Below are 21,053 nucleotides of genomic sequence, written 5' to 3' on the forward strand. Positions count from 1 at the left end.
GATAGCGTCTGCCGACGAGTTCGCGAGGAGGCTGAAGTGGGTAAAGGCGCACGGAAGAAGGGTCCCAAGCCGGACCGCAAGCCGAAGGTGCGCGACATCTTCGTCGGCCAGCCGTTCGAGGGTCTGGCGGCGGAGCCGGAGCTGATCGCGCTGCGCGAGTTCGTCCCGTCAGCGACGGCGAAGCTCACTCTCGCCGACGGCGGTGACGTCACCCTCGGCACGGTGCTACCCATGGCCGCGGCGGCGTTCGTCCGGTCGGACGGCGAGCGTTACGTGGGACTGCAGGTGCAGACCCGTTCGTCCGACGTAAGCCGCGACCTCGGCCGGTCGCTGCGCTGGCTGCTCGACGCCGCGCCGGGCGCCGTGCTGTACGTGCCCGACACGACCACGCCCACCGACCCGGACGAGCACAACCGCCTGCAGGACCTGCTCGCCCCGAGCGCGGAACTCGAGGTCACCCTGCACGAGGACTTCGCCTGGTGGCTGCCCGAGGACGCGGACGCGAGCGGGGACGTCGCGGTGTCGCTGGAGCGCGCGAACGCGGCGATCATGCCCACCGAACGGCTCGGCACCGGTGCGTACTGGGTGCTGGCCGGGGAGAAGGCACACCTGCGCTGGGTCCGGCCGGAACCGGAGAACCTGCTGCTGCAAGCGCTTGCGCGGCTGTCCGCGGCGGGCACGCTCGGGCTCGGCGAGGGCACCCGGTACGCCGGTTCGTTCCGGGCGCACGGCCTGCTCGTCCCGGTATGGGACCTCGACCCCGAGGCACACGCACGGGAATGGGCCGAGCCGAAGGACGAGCTCGGCGCCCGGCTGGACGACGCACTCAAGTCCCTCGACGCCGAGCCCCTCAACGCTGCCGAGCGCCGCGCCCGCGACGGCCTGATCGGGCGCCAGCTCACCATCCGCTGAGTTGTCCACTTGTGGACGGTCGCGGGTTGTCCACTTGGGGATGGGCGCGGGTTATCCACTTGGGGACGGCTGCGGGTTGTCCACTTGGGGACGGTCGCGGGTTGTCCACTTGGGGACGGCTGCGGGTTGTCCATTGGGGATGGGCGCGGGTTATCCACTTGTGGATGGCTCACGGTTGTCCACTTGGGGTAACTCCCGGTTGTCCACTTGGGGATAGCCGCGAGTTGTCCACCTGGGGATAGCTCCCGGTTGTCCACAGGTGGAGGATCTGTCCCGTGATCCTCCACATCTGCACCCGCGACGAGTGGGCGGCCGTACCCGACGGTGGCGAATACCGGGCGCCGTCCCTCGACGACGCCGGGTTCATCCACTGCTCCGACCCGGGCACGGTCGCCCTGCCCGCCAACGCGCTGTACCGCGGTCAGGCCGGTCTGGTGCTGCTCGAGGTCGATCCGGCGCTGGTCGACGCGCCCGTCCGCTGGGAGAACGGCGTGCCGCCGGACCCGCGCGGGATCCTCTTTCCGCACGTCTACGGTCCGATCCCGCGAAACGCTGTCGTCGCGGTACACGATTTCCCCACTGACCCGGATGGCTCGCGGACGCTGCCCGAGTCGCTTTCAGTGCGCTGAGCAAGTTGTCCACAGCACACGGAAAGTAGCGACGACGGCGGGACAACCTTCGGGGGCGGCCATGCGTGGTGGGGATGACGAGGAGCCGGTGCTCGGCGAGGTCATCCGGGGAGGGGGCGATACGGTGACGGCAGCCGCCTCCCTCATCGCGAGCGGTGATCCGCCGTGGGCGGACCGCCGGGTGGAGGCCGTCGCGCACGTCGAATTCGCCGATTTCGTCCGCGACGTCCTGCCCGGGCTCCTCCGCTACGGGCACGTGCTCACCGGGAACCCGCACGACGCCGCGGACCTCGTCCAGACGGTGCTCGAAAAGATGGGCGCGCGCTGGTCGTACGTGCAGCAGAAGACCGGCGACCCGCTCGCGTACGTGCGGCGGTCGATGGCGAATGCGCACGTCAGCCGGTGGAGACGGACGCGGCGGGAGAACCTCGTCGCGGATCTGCCGGACACGCGCCCGTACGCGCCGAAGGATCCGTTCGAGCACGAGCCGCTGTGGCAGGCGCTGCGGGATCTGCCGCCGCGGCAGCGCACGGTGATGGTGTTGCGGTACTACGAAGGACTGTCCGAAGTGGAAATAGCCGAGGCACTGGGCATCAGCCAGGGGACGGTGAAAAGCCAAGCGAGCAAGGCGATTGCGTCGTTGCGGGTCAAGCTCCGGCAGCAGGAAGGAGGCGATGGGCAGTGAGCGACGATCTCGAACAGCAGTTGCGCGCGCTCCTCGCCGACGACCGGTTCGCCGTCGAGCCTGCCGACGATGCCGCGTCCGCGATCGTGGCGGGGGCGCAGCGGCGTCGTCGGCGGCAGCGGGTGCTCACGTCGGCCGCGGGGGCGGTCTGCGTGCTCGCGGTGGCATCGGCCGGGCTGGTGGTGATTCAGCTGCGTACCGAGGATGGAGCTGCGGATTTGTCCGTTGGACAGGTCACGCCCAGCGAAACGACTTCCGCCGCGGTACCCGGGTCCCCTTCGGTTCCGGAGCCGACGCGCGTTCCGGTGCCGGTCCAGCCGCCGGGCACCGGGGAGATTCACCAGACTGTGCCGCCCTCGCGGCCGCATCACTCCAAGCCGACTGCGCCGTCGACAACGCCGTCGAAGGTCGCCTCGGGCTCGCTGGTGACCGCGGATGGCCTCGGCGCGGTGAAGCTGGGTATGACGAAAGAGCAGCTCACGGAGAAGGGCGTCACGCTCACGCCGGTGAAGGAGTCGGCGGGCTGCACGTACTACGGCGTCGGCGGTGCGGGGGTCCCCGCCGGGACGGCTGTCGTGTCGCCGGACAACGGGGTCGTCGCGGTGAAGCCGGACGGCGCCGCGCACACCCCGGAAGGCGTCGGCGACGGTTCGTCGAAGGACCAGGTCACGGCGACTTACCCGGGTACGTCGGAGTCGTCGAGCGGGTTGGTGTCGCCCACCGGCGACCAGGGCACGTACCACTTCACGCTGGACTCCGCGGGCGAGGTGCAGAGCGTCGAGGTGCGGGCCAAGAAACCGGATTGCTGAAAACTTCTGCCCACCGATGTCGATCCGGTCGGTCGCCGCTCGTGTAGCGGGTGACGGGCCGACCGGCGGTCCGCGGGAGCGGAAGGACATCCCCGATGCGTTCGATCAACGTCATCATGAGCGTGAGCCTCGACGGCGTGGTGCAGGGTCTCGGGCGACCGGACGAGGACACTCGCGGCGGGTTCACCCACGGCGGATGGGGGAATGGGTATCAGGACGACGTCATGGCGCGGGAGATGGGCAAGGGCATGAGCCGGCCCGGTGACATGCTGTTCGGCCGTCGTACCTGGGAGGACTTCATCGGCGCCTGGGCGTCGCGCGAGGACGGGAATCCGTTTACGACGCATATGAATGCGGCCACGAAGTACGTCGTCTCCACGAAACTCGAGGACGCGGATGCGTGGCAGAACTCGGTGTTGCTGCGCGGGGTGGAGATGGTGGGTGAGCTGAAAGCCTTGCCGGGCAAGGATCTTTCGGTCGTCGGCAGCGCTTCGCTCGTGCGCGCGCTGCATGCCGCCGGATTGGTCGATAGCTACACGTTGCTGATCCATCCGTTGACGCTCGGCCGCGGTGCGCGGCTTTTCGATTCCGCGGCGCCGCTTACCGAGTTCTCGCTGACGTCCAGTGTGGCGACCACCAAAGGGGTGCTCATCGCGTCGTACGAGCGTCGGTTGTCCACAGGTGGATAGGTCTTCCACCTGTGGACAAAAAGGAAGCCCGGGTTGTCCACATGGGGACAACCCGGGCTCGCCGGTGGTGCTGGTGGTGCGTTACAGCGCGCCGCCCGCGACCGGGGGCATGCCGGAGTCGCCGCCGTTGTCGCCGATGGATTCGCGGTGCAGGAACTTCTCGATCTCGTACACGTTGTCGCCCGCGCGGCGCGCGACGGTGAGCAGCGTGGACATCTGCGAGATCTCCTCGACCTGCTCCTTGAGGAACCACTGCGTGAACTGCTCGCTGATGTAGTCCTCTTCGGCGCGCGCGGCCTTGGCGAGCGCGGAGATGTCGGCTGCGACCTCCTTCTCCTGTGCCAGCGCGAGCTCGATGAGCTCGATCGGGGCGGAGAAGTCGTTGCGGACCTGGCCGGTGCCGGGCACCTCGACGTGGTGGTCGCGGTCGAGCATGTACTGGACGAGCGCCATCGCGTGGTTGCGCTCTTCCACCGACTGCTTGTAGAAGTGCTTCGCGAGCTGCGGCAGGTCCTCGTTGTCGAACCAGACCGCCAGCGCGATGTACTGCTGGGAGGCGTTGAACTCGTTGTGGATCTGCGCCTGCAGCAGTTCGTAGAACTTCGAGCGCGGTTCTTTCTTCGTGAGGGCCATGGCTTCAAGGTACGTCAATGCGCGATTGTTTTCCACTTTTAGCTGGTGATCTCCACCCTATTAGGGTTACCATTCCTCAAGTAGGAAACACTTATTTCGGTTAGCCTTCCCTTAATGGAATTGCGTTTATTAAGGAAAGGCTAACTTCATGCTCGGTCACTGCGGATCGCGGCGGACCGGGCAGGACATGCAGCGCGGGCCGCCTCGGCCGGAGCCCAGTTCGGAGCCGGTGATCGGCAGCACCTCGATGCCTGCCTCGGTGAGCCGTTCGTTGGTCTCCGCATTGCGTTCGTACCCCACCACCACGCCCGGCGCCAGTGCCAGCGTGTTGTTGCCGTCGTCCCACTGCTCGCGTTCCGCGGTCACCGGGTCGAGGCCGGTGTCGATCACGCGCAGCCGGTCGATCCCCATGGCAATTGCCGCCGCTTCGAGAAATGGCGTCGGGCCGGCGACTTTCACGCCGCCGTCACCGGTCGGCTGAAGCGTGAATGCGGTCAGCGAATCGCGGGCGAGCGGATACATCACGACCGCGTCGACGTCGACCATCGTGCACACGGTGTCGAGATGCATGGTCGCGCGCGATTGCTCGATCGGAACCGCGACGACGGTATGCGCGAGACCGTCGGCGAATACGGAACGGGCGAGCGATTCGGCGCCCGCCGGGGTCGTGCGTTCGCCGACTCCTATCGCGACCACGCCGGACGCCAGCAACATCACGTCGCCGCCTTCGATCGGCGCGGAATGCGCGCCATAAGCGCGATCGGCGTGCCGGAATCGCGGGTGATAGGCGTATACCAGGTCGAGCAATGCCGTTTCCCGGCGCCGGGCGGGCATGGTCAGCGACGAAATTGCGACGCGGTCGCCGATCCACGCCGAAGAATCGCGGGTGAACAGGAGATTGGGCAGCGGGTCGACGGCGAAGTCGCGCGGGTCGTGCATCATCCGCACCAGAGAGGCGCCCTCGGCGGACGGCAGTTCCTCGAACGTCATCCCGGCCATCAGGACTTCGGCGAGGGTGTGCGCGTCGACGCCGCTCAGGTGCGACCGGAGCGAATCGGCCAGGTCAACGCCAAGACGGCGGTCGTCCACCGCCGCGTGGACGCCTGCCGCATGCGCGCGCTGATCCTCGAGCGCGGTGCGCAGGACGTCGGCCAGGAGCAGCACCTCGACGCCACGGCCACGCAGGACGTCGGCGAACGCGTCGTGCTCCTGCTGGGCCCGGTCGACCCACGGGATGGAATCGAAGAGCAGCTGGTCGTTGTTGCGTGGGGTGAGCCTTTTGAGCTCGTTTCCCGGTCGGTGCAGGAGAACTGCGCGCAGGGGCCCGACTTCGCTGTCCACCCTGGGTGGTGCCGTCATCTCGCTCACGAGCCGGAGCCTAATGAGCGGGGATCACGGGAGCCAGGAAAGTCGGCCTTTCAGCAACGAATAGCCGACAAAAGACACCACATCGAACAATGTATGCGCAGCAATGAGCGGCCACAGCCGTCCGGAGCGCTGCCACACCCGGCCGAAGACGAGCCCCATCACGAGGTTGCCGACGAAGCCGCCGAACCCCTGGTACAAGTGATATGACCCACGCAGCACGGCGGCGCCGAGGAGGGATGCGTTCTCGCGTACGCCGAGCTGCCGCAGCCGCGTGATGAGGTACCCGATCACGAGCACTTCCTCGGCGAAAGCGTTGCCGAACGCGGAAAGCGTCAGTGCGACCGGCCGCCACCAGGTATCGCCCAAAGTGGACGGTTGCACCGCGAGGCTGAACCCGAGATGGTAGGAGAGGAAGTACAGACCGAGCCCGGGAATGCCGATGAGTGCGGCAATTCCGGCGGTGATGAGCGCGTCGGTACGGAGTTTGCGCCGATCGAGGCCGATCTGGCGCAATTTCACCCCGGCCCGCCAGAGGAGGTAAAGGCCGAGCCCACCCCACCCGACGAGCTGTGCGGCGCCGAGCAGTTGCTGCAGCAGGTCGAGCAGACTTGCGGCGGCTTTGGGTACGTTGAGCTGCACTTGCTGCTGTGCCAAGGGAACCGGGCGGAGCAGGGAGTCCACAAGGGACAACAGACTGCGCGCGCCGGAGAGCCCGAGCGTGATCCCGAAGACGAGCACCAGCTCCAGCTTGACCGCCCGCCGCTCCCGGGGGTCGGTGATGGTGGCCGGGAAGTCCGGGTTGGGCGGGCTGAGCCAGGACCGGAGGACGGACGGCTCGGAGGTGTGCATGAAGGCACGCTACCGCCGTGGCCGGCGGGGCTTGCCGGTGCCGGTCTTCGGTGTGGCTGGGCTGTCCCGCGGCGCGCTACGGTCGGGACATGCCGAGGACTATCGCCACCAAAACCAAGGTCGCGCGCGCCGAACTGGTCGAGTTCCTGAAGCCCCGCCACCGCGCCATCCTGGTCACCACCCGCGCCGACGGCCGCCCCCAGCTCTCCCCGAACACATGCGGCGTCGACGAAGAGGGCCGCATCGTCATCGCGACCTACCCGAAACGCGCGAAGGTCACGAATCTCCGCCGTTCGCCGGAGGTGTCGGTGTGCGTGCTATCGGATGAGTGGAACGGCCCGTGGGTCCAGGTCGACGGCACCGCAGAGGTGATCGACCTGCCGGACTCGGTCGATCCGCTGGTCGACTACTTCCGCGCGATCTCCGGCGAACACCCGGACTGGGACGAGTACCGCGAAGCCATGCGCAAGCAAGGCAAAAGCCTGATCAGGATCACGATCGACCGCTGGGGCCCGATCGCCACCGGCGGTTTCCCACCGGAACTGGCCTGACCTCGGTACGGGTTGATCCGGGTTCAGGGGGTTGCTGGGGACGGACTGCGGCTTGTCACGGTTGGGCTGGGTTGAGGTGGATGGGGGACCGACTGCGGTTCGCCACAGTCGGCTCCTGCACGGGGGTGGCTCGGGTTGGGGCGGCAGGGGACCGACCGCGGCTCGCCATTGTCGAGGGTGGCCCGGGTCGAGGGCGGATGGGACGGACTGCGGCTCGCCACGACTGACGCCGGGGGAGGGCGGCAGGGGACCGACCGCGGCTCGCCACGGCGGGTGCGGGCAGAAGGCGGTAGGGGGACTGACTGCGGCTCGCCACGGCGCGCGGGTTCGGGGCGGTAGTGGCCTGACCTCTGTTTTGACTGGCCGGGTTCAGCAGCAGACTGATCTCTGGCTCGGTTTGGCTGGCCCGGGCTCAGCGCGGCTGTGGACGGATCTGGCTCTGCTCAGCTGGCAGCGGGTTCACGGCGGCGCGGACTCGTCGCTGGCTCTGTTCGGCATACTGCGGTTTCGCGGACGCGTGGACTCGTCTCTGGCTCCGCTCGGCAGGCTGCGGGTTCACGGAGGCAACGGACTGATCCCGGCTCGGCACCGATGCCCGCCGTTCCCGCCCCGGTCTGCTCGTGAATCCGTCGTTCCCACCCTGGTCAGTCCGTGACCCCGCCCCGTCCGCCCCGGTCTGCTCGCGAACCCGCCGTTCCCGCCCCGGTCTGCTCGTGAACCCGCCGCATCCGCCCCGGTCAGTCACCACCGGTCAGCCGTCCCCGTGCTGGTGGCGGAGGAAAGGGCAGCCCAGCAAGCGTTGCAGTTCGGCGGCCAGCTGGGGCGGGCTGTCGACTGTCCGGGAGAACGCGAGGCGGACGTCGTGGTCGCCGGCCGGGGACTCCACTCGCAGGCGCAGCCCGAAGCGGTCCAGGCCGAGCGGGCGGATCCGGCCGCCGCGGAGGTCGGGCGGCAGGTGGCGCGCCAGTTGTTCCACCACGTCCGGGTGGTCGCTCTCGAGATGGCGCAGCCAGCCTGCTTCGTAGTCGTGGAACGGGTCCGGCGGGGCCGCGCTGAACATGTGCGGACGGAGCGAGTGGGTGCCTTCCGCGTCGGCCAGTACGAGTGATGCCGGGGTGAGCCGGAGCAGGGTGAGTCCGTGGCCGACGTCCAGTAACCGGTGGTCTGGCCGTTGCTCGGCGATCGCGACGGCGCGCGCCCGCGCCGACACCGCCGTCAGCGGCCGGAGCCACCCGGTTATCCACAGCAGGCCGCGGATGGGTTCCCGCAGTTCCACCGGTGCGTGGTCGGCGAGCTCGACCATGACGGCGAGCTCGCCGCGCTGAGTCTGCCGGGACGCTTGCACCATCGGGTGCTCGTCCGGCAGAAGAATGCTGACACTGCCGCTGTGGTGCACGTGATGCAGGACGGGCTCCACGCGCTCGGCATCACAGCCGGCGCGTTCGACGGTCGGCATGATCGTCGCGGGTCCGTTGCGCGTCGCGATCGTCTTGGCGCGCTCGGCGGGATTCGGCGCGGGCGGGCGGCGCACGGATACTGGGGCCTCGGTCACGGCTCACCTCCTACTTAGGTGAGCCTAACCTGAATTAGGCGACGAGGGAAGAGGGCGCGGAAAGATCACACGACGGCCTGATTTTGCTGGTCAAGAATGGTTTTCGGCAGTGATTCCAGGTCGGCCGCACCTCGGCGCGCGTACATCGGTCGGGTGGGCTGGTCGCAGGCTGGAACGCGGTGTGCCAGCGGATGGGACCTCGATTACTTGCCGGTAAGCAGGTCTTGAAAGCGTCCGCAGAGCGAACGATTTTGTCCTCTCGTCGTACGCTACTAGCGTGTCAGTCGTGTCAAGCGCTGTGGAACTCACGCCACCCGGCCCCCGTGGAATTCCGCCCCTGTTCGCGCGGCTCGTCGACGACTCGGCGTTGTTCCCGCCCGCCGACGTCGCGATGCCGGAGGCGCTGCGTGCGCACTTCGAATCGCGCGCCGGACAGCACGCCGGGGTACTCGGCGTTTTCCTGTGCCAGGCCTCGCGCCTGCCGGAGCTGATCACCGAGCTGATCAAGGTCAAGCCCAAGGAACCGCTGCCGTTGTCGCTGATCATCGACACCGGGCTGGGCGGGGTGCCGAAGGCGATCTCGATCGTCGAATCGCGCAGTGAGCTGCTGTCGTTGCGGATGGTGGAAATGCCCGCGCCGTCCGACGTCGACGAGGTGTGGCTCGAGCGGGTGTCGGAGTTCGTACCCGAGGACGTGATCCGGGTGGTAGAGCCGCGACGCGGCGTCGGCTGGCTGGACGGCGTCCGCAAGGTGATCGAGCACGGCAGCTGGCCGAAGATCCGCTGTGGCGGGCAGGCCGGGGAGAACTTCCCCAGCGTGGACGAGGTCGCCGACTTCCTGTCCGTGGTCAGCGGTTCGCCGGGCGCCTCGTTCAAGGCGACGAACAGCCTGCACCGGGCGGTCCGGCACGTGGACCCGGGCAGCGGGTTCACGCACCACGGATTCCTGAACCTGCTGGTCGCGTCGGCGCGCTGCCTGTCCGGCGGGGACGTGCGCGCCGCGCTCGACTCGACCGACGGCACAGCGCTCGCCGAGGAAGCCCGCGCGCTCCAGGAACCGGCAGCGAAGGCGGTCCGCGAGCTGTTCGCGTCGTATGCAGCGGCGTCGTTCGCCGAACCGGTAGCCGATCTGGGTCGACTCGAGCTGCTGTGAGCAGGGAGGGGTCGCTGACCCTCGACCGTGGTCTGGCGCTGCTGCAGGCAGTGGCCGATTCGGGCGAGCAGGCGGCGACCATCTCCGAGCTTGCGGTGACGATCGGCGCAAGCCGCGCGGCGGTGTACCGGCTGCTGGTACCGCTGTCGGAACGCGGCCTGATCTGGCGGGACGGCACGAAGGTCCGGCTGGGTGTCGGGGTGCTGCGGCTGGCCGGACAGGTACTGCCACAGCTACGGGAGGCCGCGCGTCCGGTGCTGCGTGAGCTCGCCGAGAAGGTGGGCGCGACGGCGCATTTGACTGTGGCGCAAGGAGATTATGCCCAGGCGGTGGCCGTGGTCGAACCTTCGTGGACCAGCTATCACGTCGCATACCGGGTCGGCAGCAGGCACGCGCTTGGCGCAGGTGCGGCGGGCCGGGCGATGACGTTGCGCTCCGGCGGCTGGGTCACGTCGACGGGCGAGGTCCAGGCCGGTGCGTCGGGGGTTGCTGCTCCGGTGCGCGGGGTGCCCGGTCTGCGGGCGAGCGTGGGGGTGATTTCGCTGGAGCCGTTGGCGGCACGCGAGGTGGGCCCGCTGGCGGTGGAGGCGGCGGGGAAGCTGGCGGAGGTATTGCGGACGGACGGCTAGCTATGGGAGCTGGCTGGCTGTGCGAACCGGCTGACTGGTTGCGGAACTGGCTGATTGCGCGAACCGGCTGGTTGTGAGATGCGGCGGGGCTGCGCGAACCGGGTTGGTTGCGGGAACGGCTCGGCAGCGGAACCGGCTGCTTGCGGGAGCCGGTTGGCGGCGGGGTGCGGTTCGCTGCGGCCTGGCCGAACCGAGCCGGTCAGCAACGGACGGCCGGATGCCGCGGGAGGGTCGTCAGCTGCGGGATGCGGCCAGCAGCGGTCGCACCATTGTCAGCAGCAGCGCCAGATCCACGGTGAACAGCAGCCGCTCGAACAACCCCAGCGTCACTTCTTGCGGTACAGGTCCGGTGATCAGCGTGAACACGAATGCGCCCAGCACCACCGCCACGCTGGAGAAACTCGCGACGGCCAGCCGGCGGATCGTGGTGCGCCTCGGTTCCCACGGACAGGACCGTCCGCCGCGGCGGGTGAGCAGCCAGGCGGCGGTCGGGAGCGCGAGGAATGCGGTCAGCGCGGCGGCGTTGTGCAGCTGGCCGTCGAAGGAACGGGCCTGACCGTCTGGGTCGACGGGGACCATCGCGCACACCGTGAGACCCGCACACCACACACCGAGCAAGACCACCACCGCGGGCGAGCGGCGTGCTTTCACTAGCCCGGCCAGCAGCGCGAGCGAGCCCAGCGCGAGGGCGAGGCACATGACGGCGAACAGCCGCGCCGCCGAGTGTTCGCCGAGCCTGCCGTAGACGTACTCCGACAGCGTCTGCCACACCGGGCTGATCTGCGCGGACAGCCGCAGGTGCAGTTCGGTCGCGATGACCACGGCCAGCCCGATGCCCACCAGCGCGAGGCGTCCGTGCACCGGCGACACGGCAGCGCGTGGATACGTCGGCACGGGCTCTCCTCGGCGGTCATGGCTGAAGGCCATGGCGTCACCGGTGGTTCACCTTGCCCTCGTGCAGCGGTTCCGAAGAGGTTACCTGGTGTTCCTGTGAAGCCGCGGTTACCAGACCAGCTGGGCCAGCGCGAACACCGCGAACCCGGCGAACACGAACCCGGCGACCCGCTGGATCAGCTTCGGCCGGATCCGGCTGCGGATCTTGGCGCCGATGAACACGGCGAGCCCCGCGACGGACACCAGCGCGGCGAACGCACCCACGCCGACCGCGAACGGGTTGCCGAGACGCGCGACCAGCCCTGCGGTCGCCAACTGCGACGCGTCCCCCCACTCCGCCGCGAACAGCACGCCGAAGGACGTGAGCGCGGACCGCAGGAACGACAGCGGCGCCGGACCGGAACGCGCGGCGTCTTCCCCCGCCTCGTCACCTTCGCGGAAGCCTTCCCGGAGCAACAGGAATGCACCGGCCCCGAACATCGCTGCTACCAGCACCGATACGACGGTTTCCGGGAGCAGGGTCAGGATACTTCCGAAAGCGACCGCGATCACGCATTGCAAAGCGAATGCCACGCATACTCCGGCAAATACCGGCCAGGCGCGGAAACGAGTGGTGAGCACCAAGGTGGCCACAAGTGTCTTGTCCGGCAGTTCCACGGCGAGGACCAGGCCGAACGCGCTGATCAGAGCTATCAGGGCGGGAGACATGAGTTGGTGTTCACCCCTTTCCCTGCAACGATAAAGGGGCGATTCAGAAAACTGCAAGCAGATGGGTTTCGCGAATTGCCGCGTGAGGGTGGATGAATCATCGTGACCGGGTCTCCTGATTGTTGTTTTCGGCGCACCGAATTCCGTTTTCCGGTTGCGGTACGGTGCGGGTCATGTCTGCTGACCACGTCGTCGTCATCACCACCGTCGACTCCGAGGCCGCCGCGCGCACCCTCGCCGCGAGCGCCGTCGAGGCCCGGCTCGCCGCGTGCGCCCAGATCCTGGGCCCGATCACCAGCGTGTTCCGGTGGGAGGGCGAGGTGCAGACGGCGACCGAGTGGCGGATCGAGTGCAAGACGGCCGCGGACCGGGCAGGCGCGCTCGAGGAGTTCCTGAACGTGCGGCACACGTACGACGTGCCGGAGGTCGTGGTGACGCCGATCACCGGCGGCAGCCAGCGGTACCTGTCGTGGCTCGTCGAGGAGACCCGCTGACCGCGGACCCCTGATCGATCCCCGCCGGGGCCCGCTCGGCACTTGCAGGACGTTGGTCCCGGCTTGTTCAGGACGTGTTGAACTGGCTGCCGGCCGCGGGTACGCGCAAGATCGGACTCGTGGATGTCCTTGAGCTCGCGCGGTGGCAGTTCGGCATCACCACCGTCTACCACTTCCTGATGGTCCCGCTGACCATCGGACTTTCGGTGCTCGTCGCCGCCATGCAGACGGCGTGGGTGCGCACCGGGCAGCTGCGGTACCTCAAGATGACGAAGTTCTGGGGCAAGCTGCTGCTCGTCAACTTCGCCATGGGCGTGGTGACCGGGATCGTGCAGGAATTCCAGTTCGGCATGAGCTGGAGTGCGTACTCCCGATTCGTGGGTGACGTGTTCGGCGCCCCGCTCGCGATGGAAGGCCTCGTCGCGTTCTTCGTGGAGTCGACCTTCCTCGGGCTGTGGATCTTCGGCTGGGACCGGTTGCCCAAGCGGGTCCACCTCGCGTGCGCCTGGGCGTTCTCGCTGGCCACGATGGCCTCGGCCTACTTCATTCTCGCTGCGAACTCGTGGATGCAGCACCCGGTCGGCGTCGAGTTTGTGGACGGCAAGCCGACCATGAACTCGATCGGCGCCGTGCTCACGAACAACACTGCGCTGGCCGCGATCCCGCATACGCTCGCGGGCGCTTTCTCCGTGGCGGCGGCGTTCCTCGTCGGGGTGGCCGGCTGGCACCTGTGGCGGCGGCGCAAGTCGTCGGCCGACGAGCACCGCGACGTGTGGCGCTCGTCGCTGCGCCTCGGCGGCTGGGTCGGCGTCGTGGCGTTCGCGGTGCTGGCGATCACCGGTGACGCGCAGGGCAAGCTGATGTTCGAGCAGCAGCCGATGAAGATGGCGTCGGCCGAAGCGTTGTGCCGCACGGAGAAACCGGCCAGCTTCTCGATCCTGGCCATCGGCGACGTCGCGGACGCCGACTGCGAGGACGTGAAGACCTTCAACGTTCCGGCGCTGCTGTCCTTCTTGGCGCACAACGACTTTTCCACCGAGGTCAAGGGCGTGGAGAACCTGGTGGACGAATACCAGGCGAAGTACGGCACGAACTATCCGGACGATCCGGCGCTGGGCGAGCTCGCCGGCAAGCCGATCGACTACGTGCCCAGCCTGCCGGTGACGTACTGGGGTTTCCGCGTGATGATCGGCTTCGGCGCGATTTCCGCGGGCATCGGGGTGCTGGCCCTCTGGCTCACCCGCCGCGGCCGGATCCCGGGTGGCCGCTGGTTCCCGTTGCTGGTGCTCGGCGGGATCGCGACGCCGTTCATCGGCAACAGCGCGGGCTGGATCTTCACCGAGATGGGCCGTCAGCCGTTCGTGGTCGTACCCAACCCCACCGGTGTCGAGGGCATGTGGATGTTCACGGCCCAGGCCGTGTCGAAGCTGTCGGTGGGCGAGATCTTGACCTCCTTGATCACGTTGACGCTGCTGTACCTCGTGCTGGGGGTGGTGGAGCTGTACCTGATGCGCAAGTACGTGCGGGGCGGGGTGGACGCGGTGATGCCGCCGGCCAGGCCCGGTTCTTCGTCGAAGGATTCCGATGGTTCGGGTGATTCTCATGATTCCGATGATCAGACACTTTCGTTCGCTTATTGACCCGGTGGAGCGGGCCGGGGTGCCGCCGAAGGCCTGGGAGGGCCGGGTCTTGGCGCGGTCCGCTCCACTGGCCGGGGACACGCCGGCTGCGCAGATGGGGGATTTCGCAGATGATCTTTCGTTCTGCACCGAGAGTAGCGCCGTGATCGCTCTCGCGGGTTACCCACAGCAAATCTGTGGACAACTCGGTGGGTTGTGGATAACTCAGGGCCATCGTGGGGACACCGCGGTGACCGACCGGATGACCCCGGCAGGTGCCGGACGAGGTGAGTGGCGATGACGCTCGAAACGCTCTGGTTCGCGATCGTTGCGCTGTTCTGGCTCGGGTACCTCTTCCTCGAGGGATTCGACTTCGGCGTCGGGATGCTGCTGCCCGTGCTCGGACGGACCAACACCGAGCGGCGCGTCATGGTCAACACCATCGGGCCGGTGTGGGACGGCAACGAGGTCTGGCTGATCGTCGCGGCCGGAGCGACGTTCGCGGCGTTTCCCGGCTGGTACGCGTCCCTTTTCTCGGGCGCGTACCTCCCGCTGCTGGTCGTCCTGCTCGCGCTCATCGGGCGCGGGGTCGCGTTCGAGTACCGTGGCAAGGTCGATTCCGAGCGCTGGCGGCGTACCTGGGACCGCGTGATCATGATCGGTTCCTGGGTCCCGCCGCTCGGCGTCGGGCTCCTGCTCGCGACGACCGTGCTCGGCCTGCCGCTCGATCCGCAGGGCAACCGCGTCGGGTCGCCGTTCGAGGCGGTCCGGTGGGACACGCTGCTCGGTGCGCTCGCCGTCGTCGGGTTCTCGCTCGTGCACGGCGCCGCGTTCCTTGCCCTCAAGACCACCGGTGACCTGCGAGAACGTGCCCGCGTACTCGCGCTGCGGATGTTGCCCGTCGCTTTGCTGCCGATGGTCGCGTTCCTCGTGGTCGTCCAGGTGCGCGAGGGTGAGCTGTGGACGGCGATCTCGCTGGCGATTACTGTCCTCGCTGCCGCGGTCGCCTGGCTGCGCCTGTACGCCGACCGCGACGGCCAGGCGTTTACTGCGCTGGCCGTGGTGATCACAGCTGCCGCAGTGACGTTTTTCGGTGCGCTGTACCCGAATGTCCTGCCGTCGACCCTCGACCCGGCGAACTCGCTGACCGTCGCTCACGCCGCCGCCAGCCCGTACGCGCTGAAGGTGATCACCTGGGTCGGGGCGTTCGGTGCGCCGGCTGTGCTGGCCTACCAAGGCTGGACGTATTGGGTCTTCCGTAAGCGCATCGGCGTGCAGCACATCCCGGCGGTGCACGCGCCATGACCGTGCTTCCCGGCCGCGCACCCCTTTCCGCCACGAGGTCCACAATGGACCCGACGCGGCCGGGCAAGGGTCCGCTCGGCGCGCTCTCGGCACTCGGGCCGGCCGCGCGCCGAGCGCTGATCCTGGTTGCGGTGCTGTCGTTCGGGAATTCGGTTTTCCTGGTCGGGCAAGCATTTCTGCTGGCAGCTGTGCTTGCTTCCATTGTCTCCCAGGGGATCGGGGGTGGCACCGCTCAGCTGTCCGCCTTGTTCGCGCTGGTCGTGGGCCGGGCCGGGACCAGCTGGGCGGTGCGGGTGGTGTCCGCGCGCGCCGCCGCGACTGCGCAACGAGATCTGCGTGCTCGCGTGGTGGATCACGCGCTGCGGCTCGGGCCGGAATGGCTTGCGCGGCAAGGACATGGCGAGCTCACCACGCTCGTCACACGAGGTCTCGACGCGCTCGATTCGTACTTTCGCGAGTATCTTCCCGCTCTCGTGACGGCCGCGGTGGTCCCGCTCGCCGCAGGTACGGCAATCCTGTTGACAGATTGGCCGTCAGCGGTGATCATTGTCAGCACGGTCCCTCTTTTGCCGGTTTTCGCTGTTCTCGTAGGAAAGTTCACTGCCGACCGAGTGGTCGGGGCGACGGACGCTGTCCACCGCATGTCCGGTCTCCTGCTCGAACTGGTGCGCGCGCTGCCGGTGCTCAGCGCGTTCCGCCGGGCGGGTGCGCAGGCCGAGACCGTGCGGGTGCTCTCGGAACGTCATCGTCGCGCGACGTTGAAGACGTTGCGCGTGGCGTTTTCGTCGGCGTTCGTGCTGGAACTGGCTGCCACGCTGTCGGTCGCTCTCGTGGCCGTGGTGATCGGCGTGCGGCTCGTGTCCGGCTCGCTTCCGCTCGCGATCGGGCTCGGCGTGCTGATCCTGGCTCCCGAGTGTTACCAGCCGATTCGTGCAGTCGGCGCTGCGTTCCACGCGAGTGAGGACGGGGTGGAAGCCGTCCGTCGCGTTACTGCAGTGCTTGCTGTGCCGATACCGAAGGAAGGAGAACGATACGCGCCCAACGGGTCATTGATGGTGTCCGGGCTGAGGGTGGCGCGGCGTGGTGGGTTTGCGCCTGACGGCGAGAGTTTCTCGGTTCGGCGCGGTGAGGTCGTGTGGCTGCGCGCGCCCAGCGGCGGCGGCAAGTCGACGACGTTGGCGACCCTGCTGGGTTTCGTGCCGTCGTACGACGGTTCGGTGCTGGCCGGAGACGTGCCGCTCGGCGAAGCCGACCTGGAACGCTGGCGCGCCGGCATCGCGTGGGTGCCGCAGTCGCCCGTCTTCAGTGGCGGGACCGTGCGGGAGGAGCTCGCGGCGGGCGGGTCTGACGTCGATGCTGTGCTTGGCGAGCTGGGTCTGCACGGTCTCGCCGATCGTCCGGTTGACCGGCTGTCGCTGGGGCAACGTCAGCGCGTTGCCGTGGCGCGAGCGTTGCTGCGGGTGCGGGCGGGCGCTTGGCTGCTTTTGCTCGACGAGCCGACTGCGCACCTGGATGACGTCAACGCGCGGCGGGTGCTGGACGCCGTCGACCGGGCTGTCGAAAACGGCGCGGCTGCGGTGATTGCGGCACACGAACGTTCGGCTGCAGTCGCTGTGTCTGCCTCGGCTCAGCGCGTCCCAGAGTCCACTTTGGACGGTGGAGAGGGCGGGGCGCCGATTCCGTGGCGGCTGCTGCTCGACCGGCGCCTGTTCTCGGGCGCTGCGCTGGGTGCATTGGCGCTGTTGGCTGGGATTGCGCTTACGGCGACGTCTGGGTGGTTGATTGCCAAGGCGTCGTTGCAGCCACCGATCCTGACGTTGACGGTGGCCGTCGTCGGCGTGCGCGCATTCGGGCTCGGACGTGCTGGACTGCGTTATGTCGAAAGGCTGGTCACGCACGACGCTGCGTTCCGGATCGCGGGACGGTTGCGCGTTCGGCTGTGGGACGCGCTGGTGCGACTGGGTCCGGCGCGAAGCCTCGAAGCCGGCGAGAGTCAACGGCGGCTGGTGACCGACGTCGACACCGTCCGCGACCTGTTGCCGCGGGTGATCTCGCCGCCGATCGTGGTGGGGTTGGTCGTGGCCGGGGCAATTGCGGTGCAGACGCTCGTGTTGCCGTCAGCCGGGTTGGTGCTGGCGTTGGCCGCACTGGTGGGGTTGGCGGCGCCGACGGTCGCGCTGAGGTTGGAACGCCGAGCGACTTCGACGCTCGCGGCAGGCCGCCGCGATGTGGCGGCGCGGGTCCTGGTGCTGTTCTCGTCGGCCGCGGAACTGATCGCGTACGGATCGGCGGCCACCCGCCGCCGCGCATTGGCTGCGACGGACACCCGCCTGGCCGCGGACACCCGGCGCCAAGCTTTCGGCGCGGGCGCGGCGGATGCGCTGATCACCCTTGTGACCGGGGCGGCTGCGGTGGTGAGCGCGATGGTGGCCGCGGGGGCGGTCGCGCGGGGTGAGCTGGCCGGAGTGATGGCGCCGTTGCTGGCGCTGGTGCCGTTGGCGTTGGCGGAGGTGCTGGCGTTGTTGCCGCAGGCCGCGGTGCAGTGGGACACCTTGCGGGGGGCGAGGGCGCGTCTTGGTGCTGTTGCTGGCTGGGCCGATGGTGTTGGTGTTGGTGTTGGCGGCGAGGTTGGCCGGGTCGGTGTGGTCGGTGTTGGCGGGATTGGGGCTGGCGGCGGGGCTGGTGAAGTCGGCGTGGGCGGTGCTGGCGAGGCGGGCTGGGTTGAGGCTGCTGGTGGGGTGGTCGGCGAGGCTGGTGGGGTTGGCGCCAGTCGCGAGCCTGGCCAGGCTCGCTGGGTCAGCGCTGGTGGCGGGGTGGGCGACAAAGCTGGCGAGCCCGGCCGGAGTCGTGCTCTTGGCGGTGTAGTTGGCCAAGCTGGCGAGCGCCACCGGGTTGGCGCTGCCAGCGAGGTTGGCGCTGGTGGCGAGACGGGCGGAGCAGGCGCCGCAGAGGTCGGGCGTTCGGTGGCGGACCTTGCCGGGTTGGAATGCGGCTCGTGGTCGACAAACGTGCCTGGTGGGGGTGTCGCCGAGGAGGACACACCCGTCGCGCGGGGCTTCGGTGCGGGTGACTCCGTTGCGGTGCGGTTGTCCGGGGCTGAGCTGGGGTGGCCGGGTGGCGAAGCGGTGTTGCGGGGCGTCGATCTGACGGTGCCGGTCGGGGCGTATGTCGCGGTTGTCGGGGCGAGTGGGGCGGGGAAATCGACCTTGGTGGCTGCTCTGCTCGGGTTCCTTGCGCCGCGGGTGGGCGACGTTGTGGTGCCGGAGCGGGTGGCTTGGGCGCCGCAGGAACCGATGCTCGTTTCGACGACTGTGGCCGAGAATTTGCGGCTTGCGGATCCGCGTGCGGGAGTCGATGACTTGCGGCGGGTGCTGGATCAGGTGCAGTTGCCGGACCTTGACCTTCGGACCGTGCTCGACAGTGCGGGCGCGGGGTTGTCCGGTGGGCAGGCGCAGCGGGTGGCGTTGGCGCGCGCGTTGCTGGGGGCGCCGTCGGCGGATCTGGTGTTGCTCGACGAGCCGACTGCGCACCTTGACGAGCCGACAGCGCGTGCGTTGCGTGCGACGCTGCGTACGGAGCTTGCTGGGAGGACCGTCGTGCACGTAACGCACAGTGCCGACGAAGAGGTGCAGGCCGACATGGTGTTTGAGGTGTGTGATGGCCGTGTCGTACGTCGGGCTTTGCCGCGTGTGGCGGTTTGACGGAGGTTGTTGGTGACGGTCACGATTTCGGGTCGGGGGAGGCGAGCCGCGCTAAGGTCGGGGTTGCTCATGGACCCGACACTCGCCGCGCGCGCCCTCTCCGCGGCCACGGAGATCACCAGCACCGCACTGTCCGGGGACGACCCGGAGGGGGTGCTGGACTCGGTCGTGGCCAGGGCTGCGGAACTGGCGGACGCCGACCTCGGGCTGGCAATGGTGAGCGCCGAGGACGGCCGAGTGGTGGTCGAGGCCGCGTACGGGGTGGGCTGGGGTCTTGACCGGGGGGACGCCGGTGGTGCCGGTCGGCTGGCGGGTGATGGTGGCGTTGGTGGGACCGGTCTGGATGATGCTGGGTTGGGCGCGCGCGGTCGGCGCGGCGCGGTGGTGCGTGGTGAGGCTGGTGCTAGTGCGGCTGGGCCGGGACGTGGCGCCGGGGGTGCTTCCGCGCAGGGTTCGTGGGATGAAGCCGACGTGGCGGGGGATGGGGAACGGGAAGTGGGCCGCGATGGCTCGGCTGGTGGAGTCGCGGTTGCGGGATCGGGAGGGCGTGGTGCGGTCGCGGCCGGTGGAGTCGCGGGATCGGGAGGGCGTGGTGCGGTTGCGGCGGGCGGAGTCGCAGAGTCGGGAGTGCCGTGTGAGGACCAGGCGGGTGGAGTCGCAGAGTCGGGAGTGCCGGGTGAGGAGGCAGCTGGTGGAGTCGCGGGGACGGGAGGGCATCGGGCGGTCGTTGCGGGTGGGGCTTCGACGGCGGGCCAGAGCGGGGGGCTAGCCGGGGAGTTGCGGGGGTCGACCTTGGGGGCGGATTCGACGGCCGGGCGGGTTGCGCGTGGAGGGCCGGTCGGGGAGTTGCGGGGGTTGACCCTGGGGGCGGACTCGGCGGCCGGGCGGGTTGCGCGTGGCGGTGAGCCTGTGGCGGCGGACGACTTTATCGTGGACCCGCGGACTGCGCCGCACGTCCCGGACGAGTTGCGGGGGTATGGACCTTTCGCGGCGGCGCCGTTCGGGTCTGGTGGGCGCGTGCTTGGTGCGCTCACCGTGTACCGGCGGCAGGGGCGGGAGCCTTTTTCCGCGGGGACGGTCGAGATGCTGGCAGCGTTCGCGGCGCAGGCAGGCGTGGTGCTTGCGCTTGCGGAGGGCGCGAATGCGCGGCATCGCGTGACGCTGTACCAAGAGCGTGAGCGGATTGCCCGCGAGTTGCACGACGTGATCGTGCAACGGCTCTACGGCACCGGGATGCAGCTTGACCGCGTGCGGCGCAACATGCGGAAACGGTTTGCGCAGGCCGATGGGGCACGGCTGTCCGACGCGATCGATCAGTTGGACCAGACCATTGAGGAGATCCGCGGCACCGTGCGCGCGCTGCGTTCTCCCGAACCTCGTCACGATCCCGGTACTCCGACCGACCTCGCCGAATCCGCGCGTGGGGAGGTGCGCATTGCCGGTGAACTGCTCGGCTATCCGCCTACACTCGAGCTGTCCGGCGAATTCGCCGACATTCCGGCTGAGCGCGCCGACCACATCCGCGCTGCCATGCGCGAGGCACTGTCCAATGTGGTCCGACACTCCGGCGCGAGCGAAACCCGCGTGACGCTGACCCGCGATGCCGAGGGCGTGAAGCTCCGCGTGCGCGACAACGGATCCGGTGTGCCGCAAGGGGTTGCGACCCGGGGACTCCGCCATCTCGCCGAACGCGCGGACGCTGCCGGCGGGCGGTTCTTCATCAACTCCTCGCCGAGCTTGGGCACGCTCGTCGCCTTTGACCTGCCGCTCGGATGAGCATCCGGGTTGTCGCTCGGGTGAGTGGCAGGTTGGTCTGAGACCTACGGCCCAGATGGTGTGTGCGAGAACCGTGCCGCGTGTCGAGCGGGCGCAA

The 21,053-nt window shown here is 68.8% G+C and carries 19 protein-coding genes; 13 read left to right on the top strand and 6 right to left on the bottom strand.

Annotated elements, in window-relative coordinates; translation table 11 throughout:
- Positions 1–36: 36 nt before the first annotated feature.
- From OO71_RS23655 to OO71_RS23675, 5 genes are all read left to right on the top strand, one after another.
- Positions 37–912 (top strand): DUF5926 family protein, encoded by an 876-nt coding sequence (locus OO71_RS23655; protein ID WP_033292065.1) that lies wholly within the window; start codon positions 37–39, stop codon positions 910–912.
- A gap of 275 nt (positions 913–1,187) precedes the next feature.
- On the top strand, positions 1,188–1,541 hold the full coding sequence (locus OO71_RS23660; protein ID WP_033292066.1) for a DUF952 domain-containing protein: 354 nt from the start codon (positions 1,188–1,190) through the stop codon (positions 1,539–1,541).
- A 124-nt stretch (positions 1,542–1,665) separates the two neighbouring features.
- Entirely contained in the window at positions 1,666–2,226 is a 561-nt protein-coding gene (locus tag OO71_RS23665) for a SigE family RNA polymerase sigma factor (protein ID WP_425388699.1), read from the top strand.
- Positions 2,223–3,035 (top strand): hypothetical protein, encoded by an 813-nt coding sequence (locus OO71_RS23670; RefSeq protein ID WP_033292067.1) that lies wholly within the window; start codon positions 2,223–2,225, stop codon positions 3,033–3,035. Before OO71_RS23665 ends, OO71_RS23670 begins: the two co-directional genes overlap by 4 nt.
- A gap of 95 nt (positions 3,036–3,130) precedes the next feature.
- A complete protein-coding gene (locus tag OO71_RS23675) occupies positions 3,131–3,724 on the top strand; it encodes a dihydrofolate reductase family protein (RefSeq protein ID WP_033292068.1) in 594 nt (197 codons plus the stop codon).
- An 81-nt stretch (positions 3,725–3,805) separates the two neighbouring features.
- On the opposite strand, the gene OO71_RS23680 is transcribed toward OO71_RS23675, so the two are convergent.
- The 3 genes from OO71_RS23680 to OO71_RS23690 all read right to left on the bottom strand — a co-directional run bounded on the left by OO71_RS23680 (position 3,806) and on the right by OO71_RS23690 (position 6,574).
- Entirely contained in the window at positions 3,806–4,357 is a 552-nt protein-coding gene (locus OO71_RS23680; RefSeq protein ID WP_033292069.1) for a ferritin, read from the bottom strand.
- Positions 4,358–4,513: 156 nt separating this feature from the next.
- Positions 4,514–5,698, bottom strand: a complete 1,185-nt coding sequence (locus OO71_RS23685; protein WP_033292070.1) for an arginine deiminase — start codon at positions 5,696–5,698, stop codon at positions 4,514–4,516.
- Positions 5,699–5,749: 51 nt separating this feature from the next.
- A complete protein-coding gene (locus OO71_RS23690) occupies positions 5,750–6,574 on the bottom strand; it encodes a CPBP family intramembrane glutamic endopeptidase (RefSeq protein ID WP_033292071.1) in 825 nt (274 codons plus the stop codon).
- An 89-nt stretch (positions 6,575–6,663) separates the two neighbouring features.
- Here OO71_RS23690 and OO71_RS23695 point away from each other — a divergent pair, with 89 nt between their 5' ends.
- Positions 6,664–7,125: a PPOX class F420-dependent oxidoreductase gene (locus OO71_RS23695; RefSeq protein WP_033292072.1), complete on the top strand. Its 462-nt coding sequence runs from the start codon at positions 6,664–6,666 to the stop codon at positions 7,123–7,125.
- Positions 7,126–7,876: 751 nt separating this feature from the next.
- On the opposite strand, the gene OO71_RS23700 is transcribed toward OO71_RS23695, so the two are convergent.
- The gene (locus tag OO71_RS23700; RefSeq protein WP_033292073.1) at positions 7,877–8,677 is read right to left on the bottom strand and encodes a DUF2470 domain-containing protein; all 801 of its coding nucleotides are present in this window, start codon (positions 8,675–8,677) and stop codon (positions 7,877–7,879) included.
- Between the two features lie 298 nt (positions 8,678–8,975).
- Here OO71_RS23700 and OO71_RS23705 point away from each other — a divergent pair, with 298 nt between their 5' ends.
- Positions 8,976–9,830 (top strand): hypothetical protein, encoded by an 855-nt coding sequence (locus tag OO71_RS23705; protein WP_169776564.1) that lies wholly within the window; start codon positions 8,976–8,978, stop codon positions 9,828–9,830.
- Positions 9,827–10,459 (top strand): helix-turn-helix domain-containing protein, encoded by a 633-nt coding sequence (locus OO71_RS23710; protein ID WP_033292074.1) that lies wholly within the window; start codon positions 9,827–9,829, stop codon positions 10,457–10,459. The genes OO71_RS23705 and OO71_RS23710 overlap by 4 nt, the downstream gene beginning before the upstream one ends.
- A 234-nt stretch (positions 10,460–10,693) precedes the next feature.
- Here the strand turns inward: OO71_RS23710 and OO71_RS23715 are convergent, their stop codons facing one another.
- Both OO71_RS23715 and OO71_RS23720 read right to left on the bottom strand, forming a co-directional pair.
- Complete coding sequence (locus tag OO71_RS23715) at positions 10,694–11,353, bottom strand: DUF998 domain-containing protein (protein WP_033292075.1); 660 nt, start codon at positions 11,351–11,353, stop codon at positions 10,694–10,696.
- 108 nt (positions 11,354–11,461) lie between these two features.
- Positions 11,462–12,061 (bottom strand): TMEM165/GDT1 family protein, encoded by a 600-nt coding sequence (locus OO71_RS23720; RefSeq protein ID WP_033292076.1) that lies wholly within the window; start codon positions 12,059–12,061, stop codon positions 11,462–11,464.
- 173 nt (positions 12,062–12,234) lie between these two features.
- Here OO71_RS23720 and cutA point away from each other — a divergent pair, with 173 nt between their 5' ends.
- From cutA to OO71_RS23750, 5 genes are all read left to right on the top strand, one after another.
- Positions 12,235–12,555 carry a divalent-cation tolerance protein CutA gene (gene cutA, locus OO71_RS23725; protein ID WP_033292077.1) on the top strand — a complete coding sequence of 107 codons (321 nt, stop codon included), beginning with the start codon at positions 12,235–12,237 and terminating at the stop codon, positions 12,553–12,555.
- Positions 12,556–12,674: 119 nt separating this feature from the next.
- Entirely contained in the window at positions 12,675–14,195 is a 1,521-nt protein-coding gene (locus OO71_RS23730) for a cytochrome ubiquinol oxidase subunit I (protein ID WP_033292169.1), read from the top strand.
- A gap of 276 nt (positions 14,196–14,471) precedes the next feature.
- Entirely contained in the window at positions 14,472–15,479 is a 1,008-nt protein-coding gene (cydB, locus tag OO71_RS23735) for a cytochrome d ubiquinol oxidase subunit II (protein WP_033292078.1), read from the top strand.
- Between the two features lie 44 nt (positions 15,480–15,523).
- Entirely contained in the window at positions 15,524–19,180 is a 3,657-nt protein-coding gene (gene cydD, locus OO71_RS23740; protein WP_051792014.1) for a thiol reductant ABC exporter subunit CydD, read from the top strand.
- Between the two features lie 627 nt (positions 19,181–19,807).
- Entirely contained in the window at positions 19,808–20,956 is a 1,149-nt protein-coding gene (locus OO71_RS23750) for a GAF domain-containing sensor histidine kinase (RefSeq protein ID WP_425388700.1), read from the top strand.
- Positions 20,957–21,053: the final 97 nt, after the last annotated feature.

The sequence above is a fragment of the Amycolatopsis jejuensis genome (assembly GCF_000717335.1).
In the GTDB taxonomy this organism is placed as follows: domain Bacteria; phylum Actinomycetota; class Actinomycetes; order Mycobacteriales; family Pseudonocardiaceae; genus Amycolatopsis; species Amycolatopsis jejuensis.

Excerpts from the sequence above, each read along its gene's own strand:
- OO71_RS23720 (WP_033292076.1), bottom strand. The coding sequence starts at position 12,061 with ATGTCTCCCGCCCTGATAGCTCTGATCAGCGCGTTCGGCCTGGTCCTC.
- OO71_RS23695 (WP_033292072.1), top strand. The coding sequence starts at position 6,664 with ATGCCGAGGACTATCGCCACCAAAACCAAGGTCGCGCGCGCCGAACTG.
- OO71_RS23675 (WP_033292068.1), top strand. The coding sequence starts at position 3,131 with ATGCGTTCGATCAACGTCATCATGAGCGTGAGCCTCGACGGCGTGGTG.
- cydB (WP_033292078.1), top strand. The coding sequence starts at position 14,472 with ATGACGCTCGAAACGCTCTGGTTCGCGATCGTTGCGCTGTTCTGGCTC.
- OO71_RS23690 (WP_033292071.1), bottom strand. The coding sequence starts at position 6,574 with ATGCACACCTCCGAGCCGTCCGTCCTCCGGTCCTGGCTCAGCCCGCCC.
- cutA (WP_033292077.1), top strand. The coding sequence starts at position 12,235 with ATGTCTGCTGACCACGTCGTCGTCATCACCACCGTCGACTCCGAGGCC.
- cydD (WP_051792014.1), top strand. The coding sequence starts at position 15,524 with ATGGACCCGACGCGGCCGGGCAAGGGTCCGCTCGGCGCGCTCTCGGCA.
- OO71_RS23680 (WP_033292069.1), bottom strand. The coding sequence starts at position 4,357 with ATGGCCCTCACGAAGAAAGAACCGCGCTCGAAGTTCTACGAACTGCTG.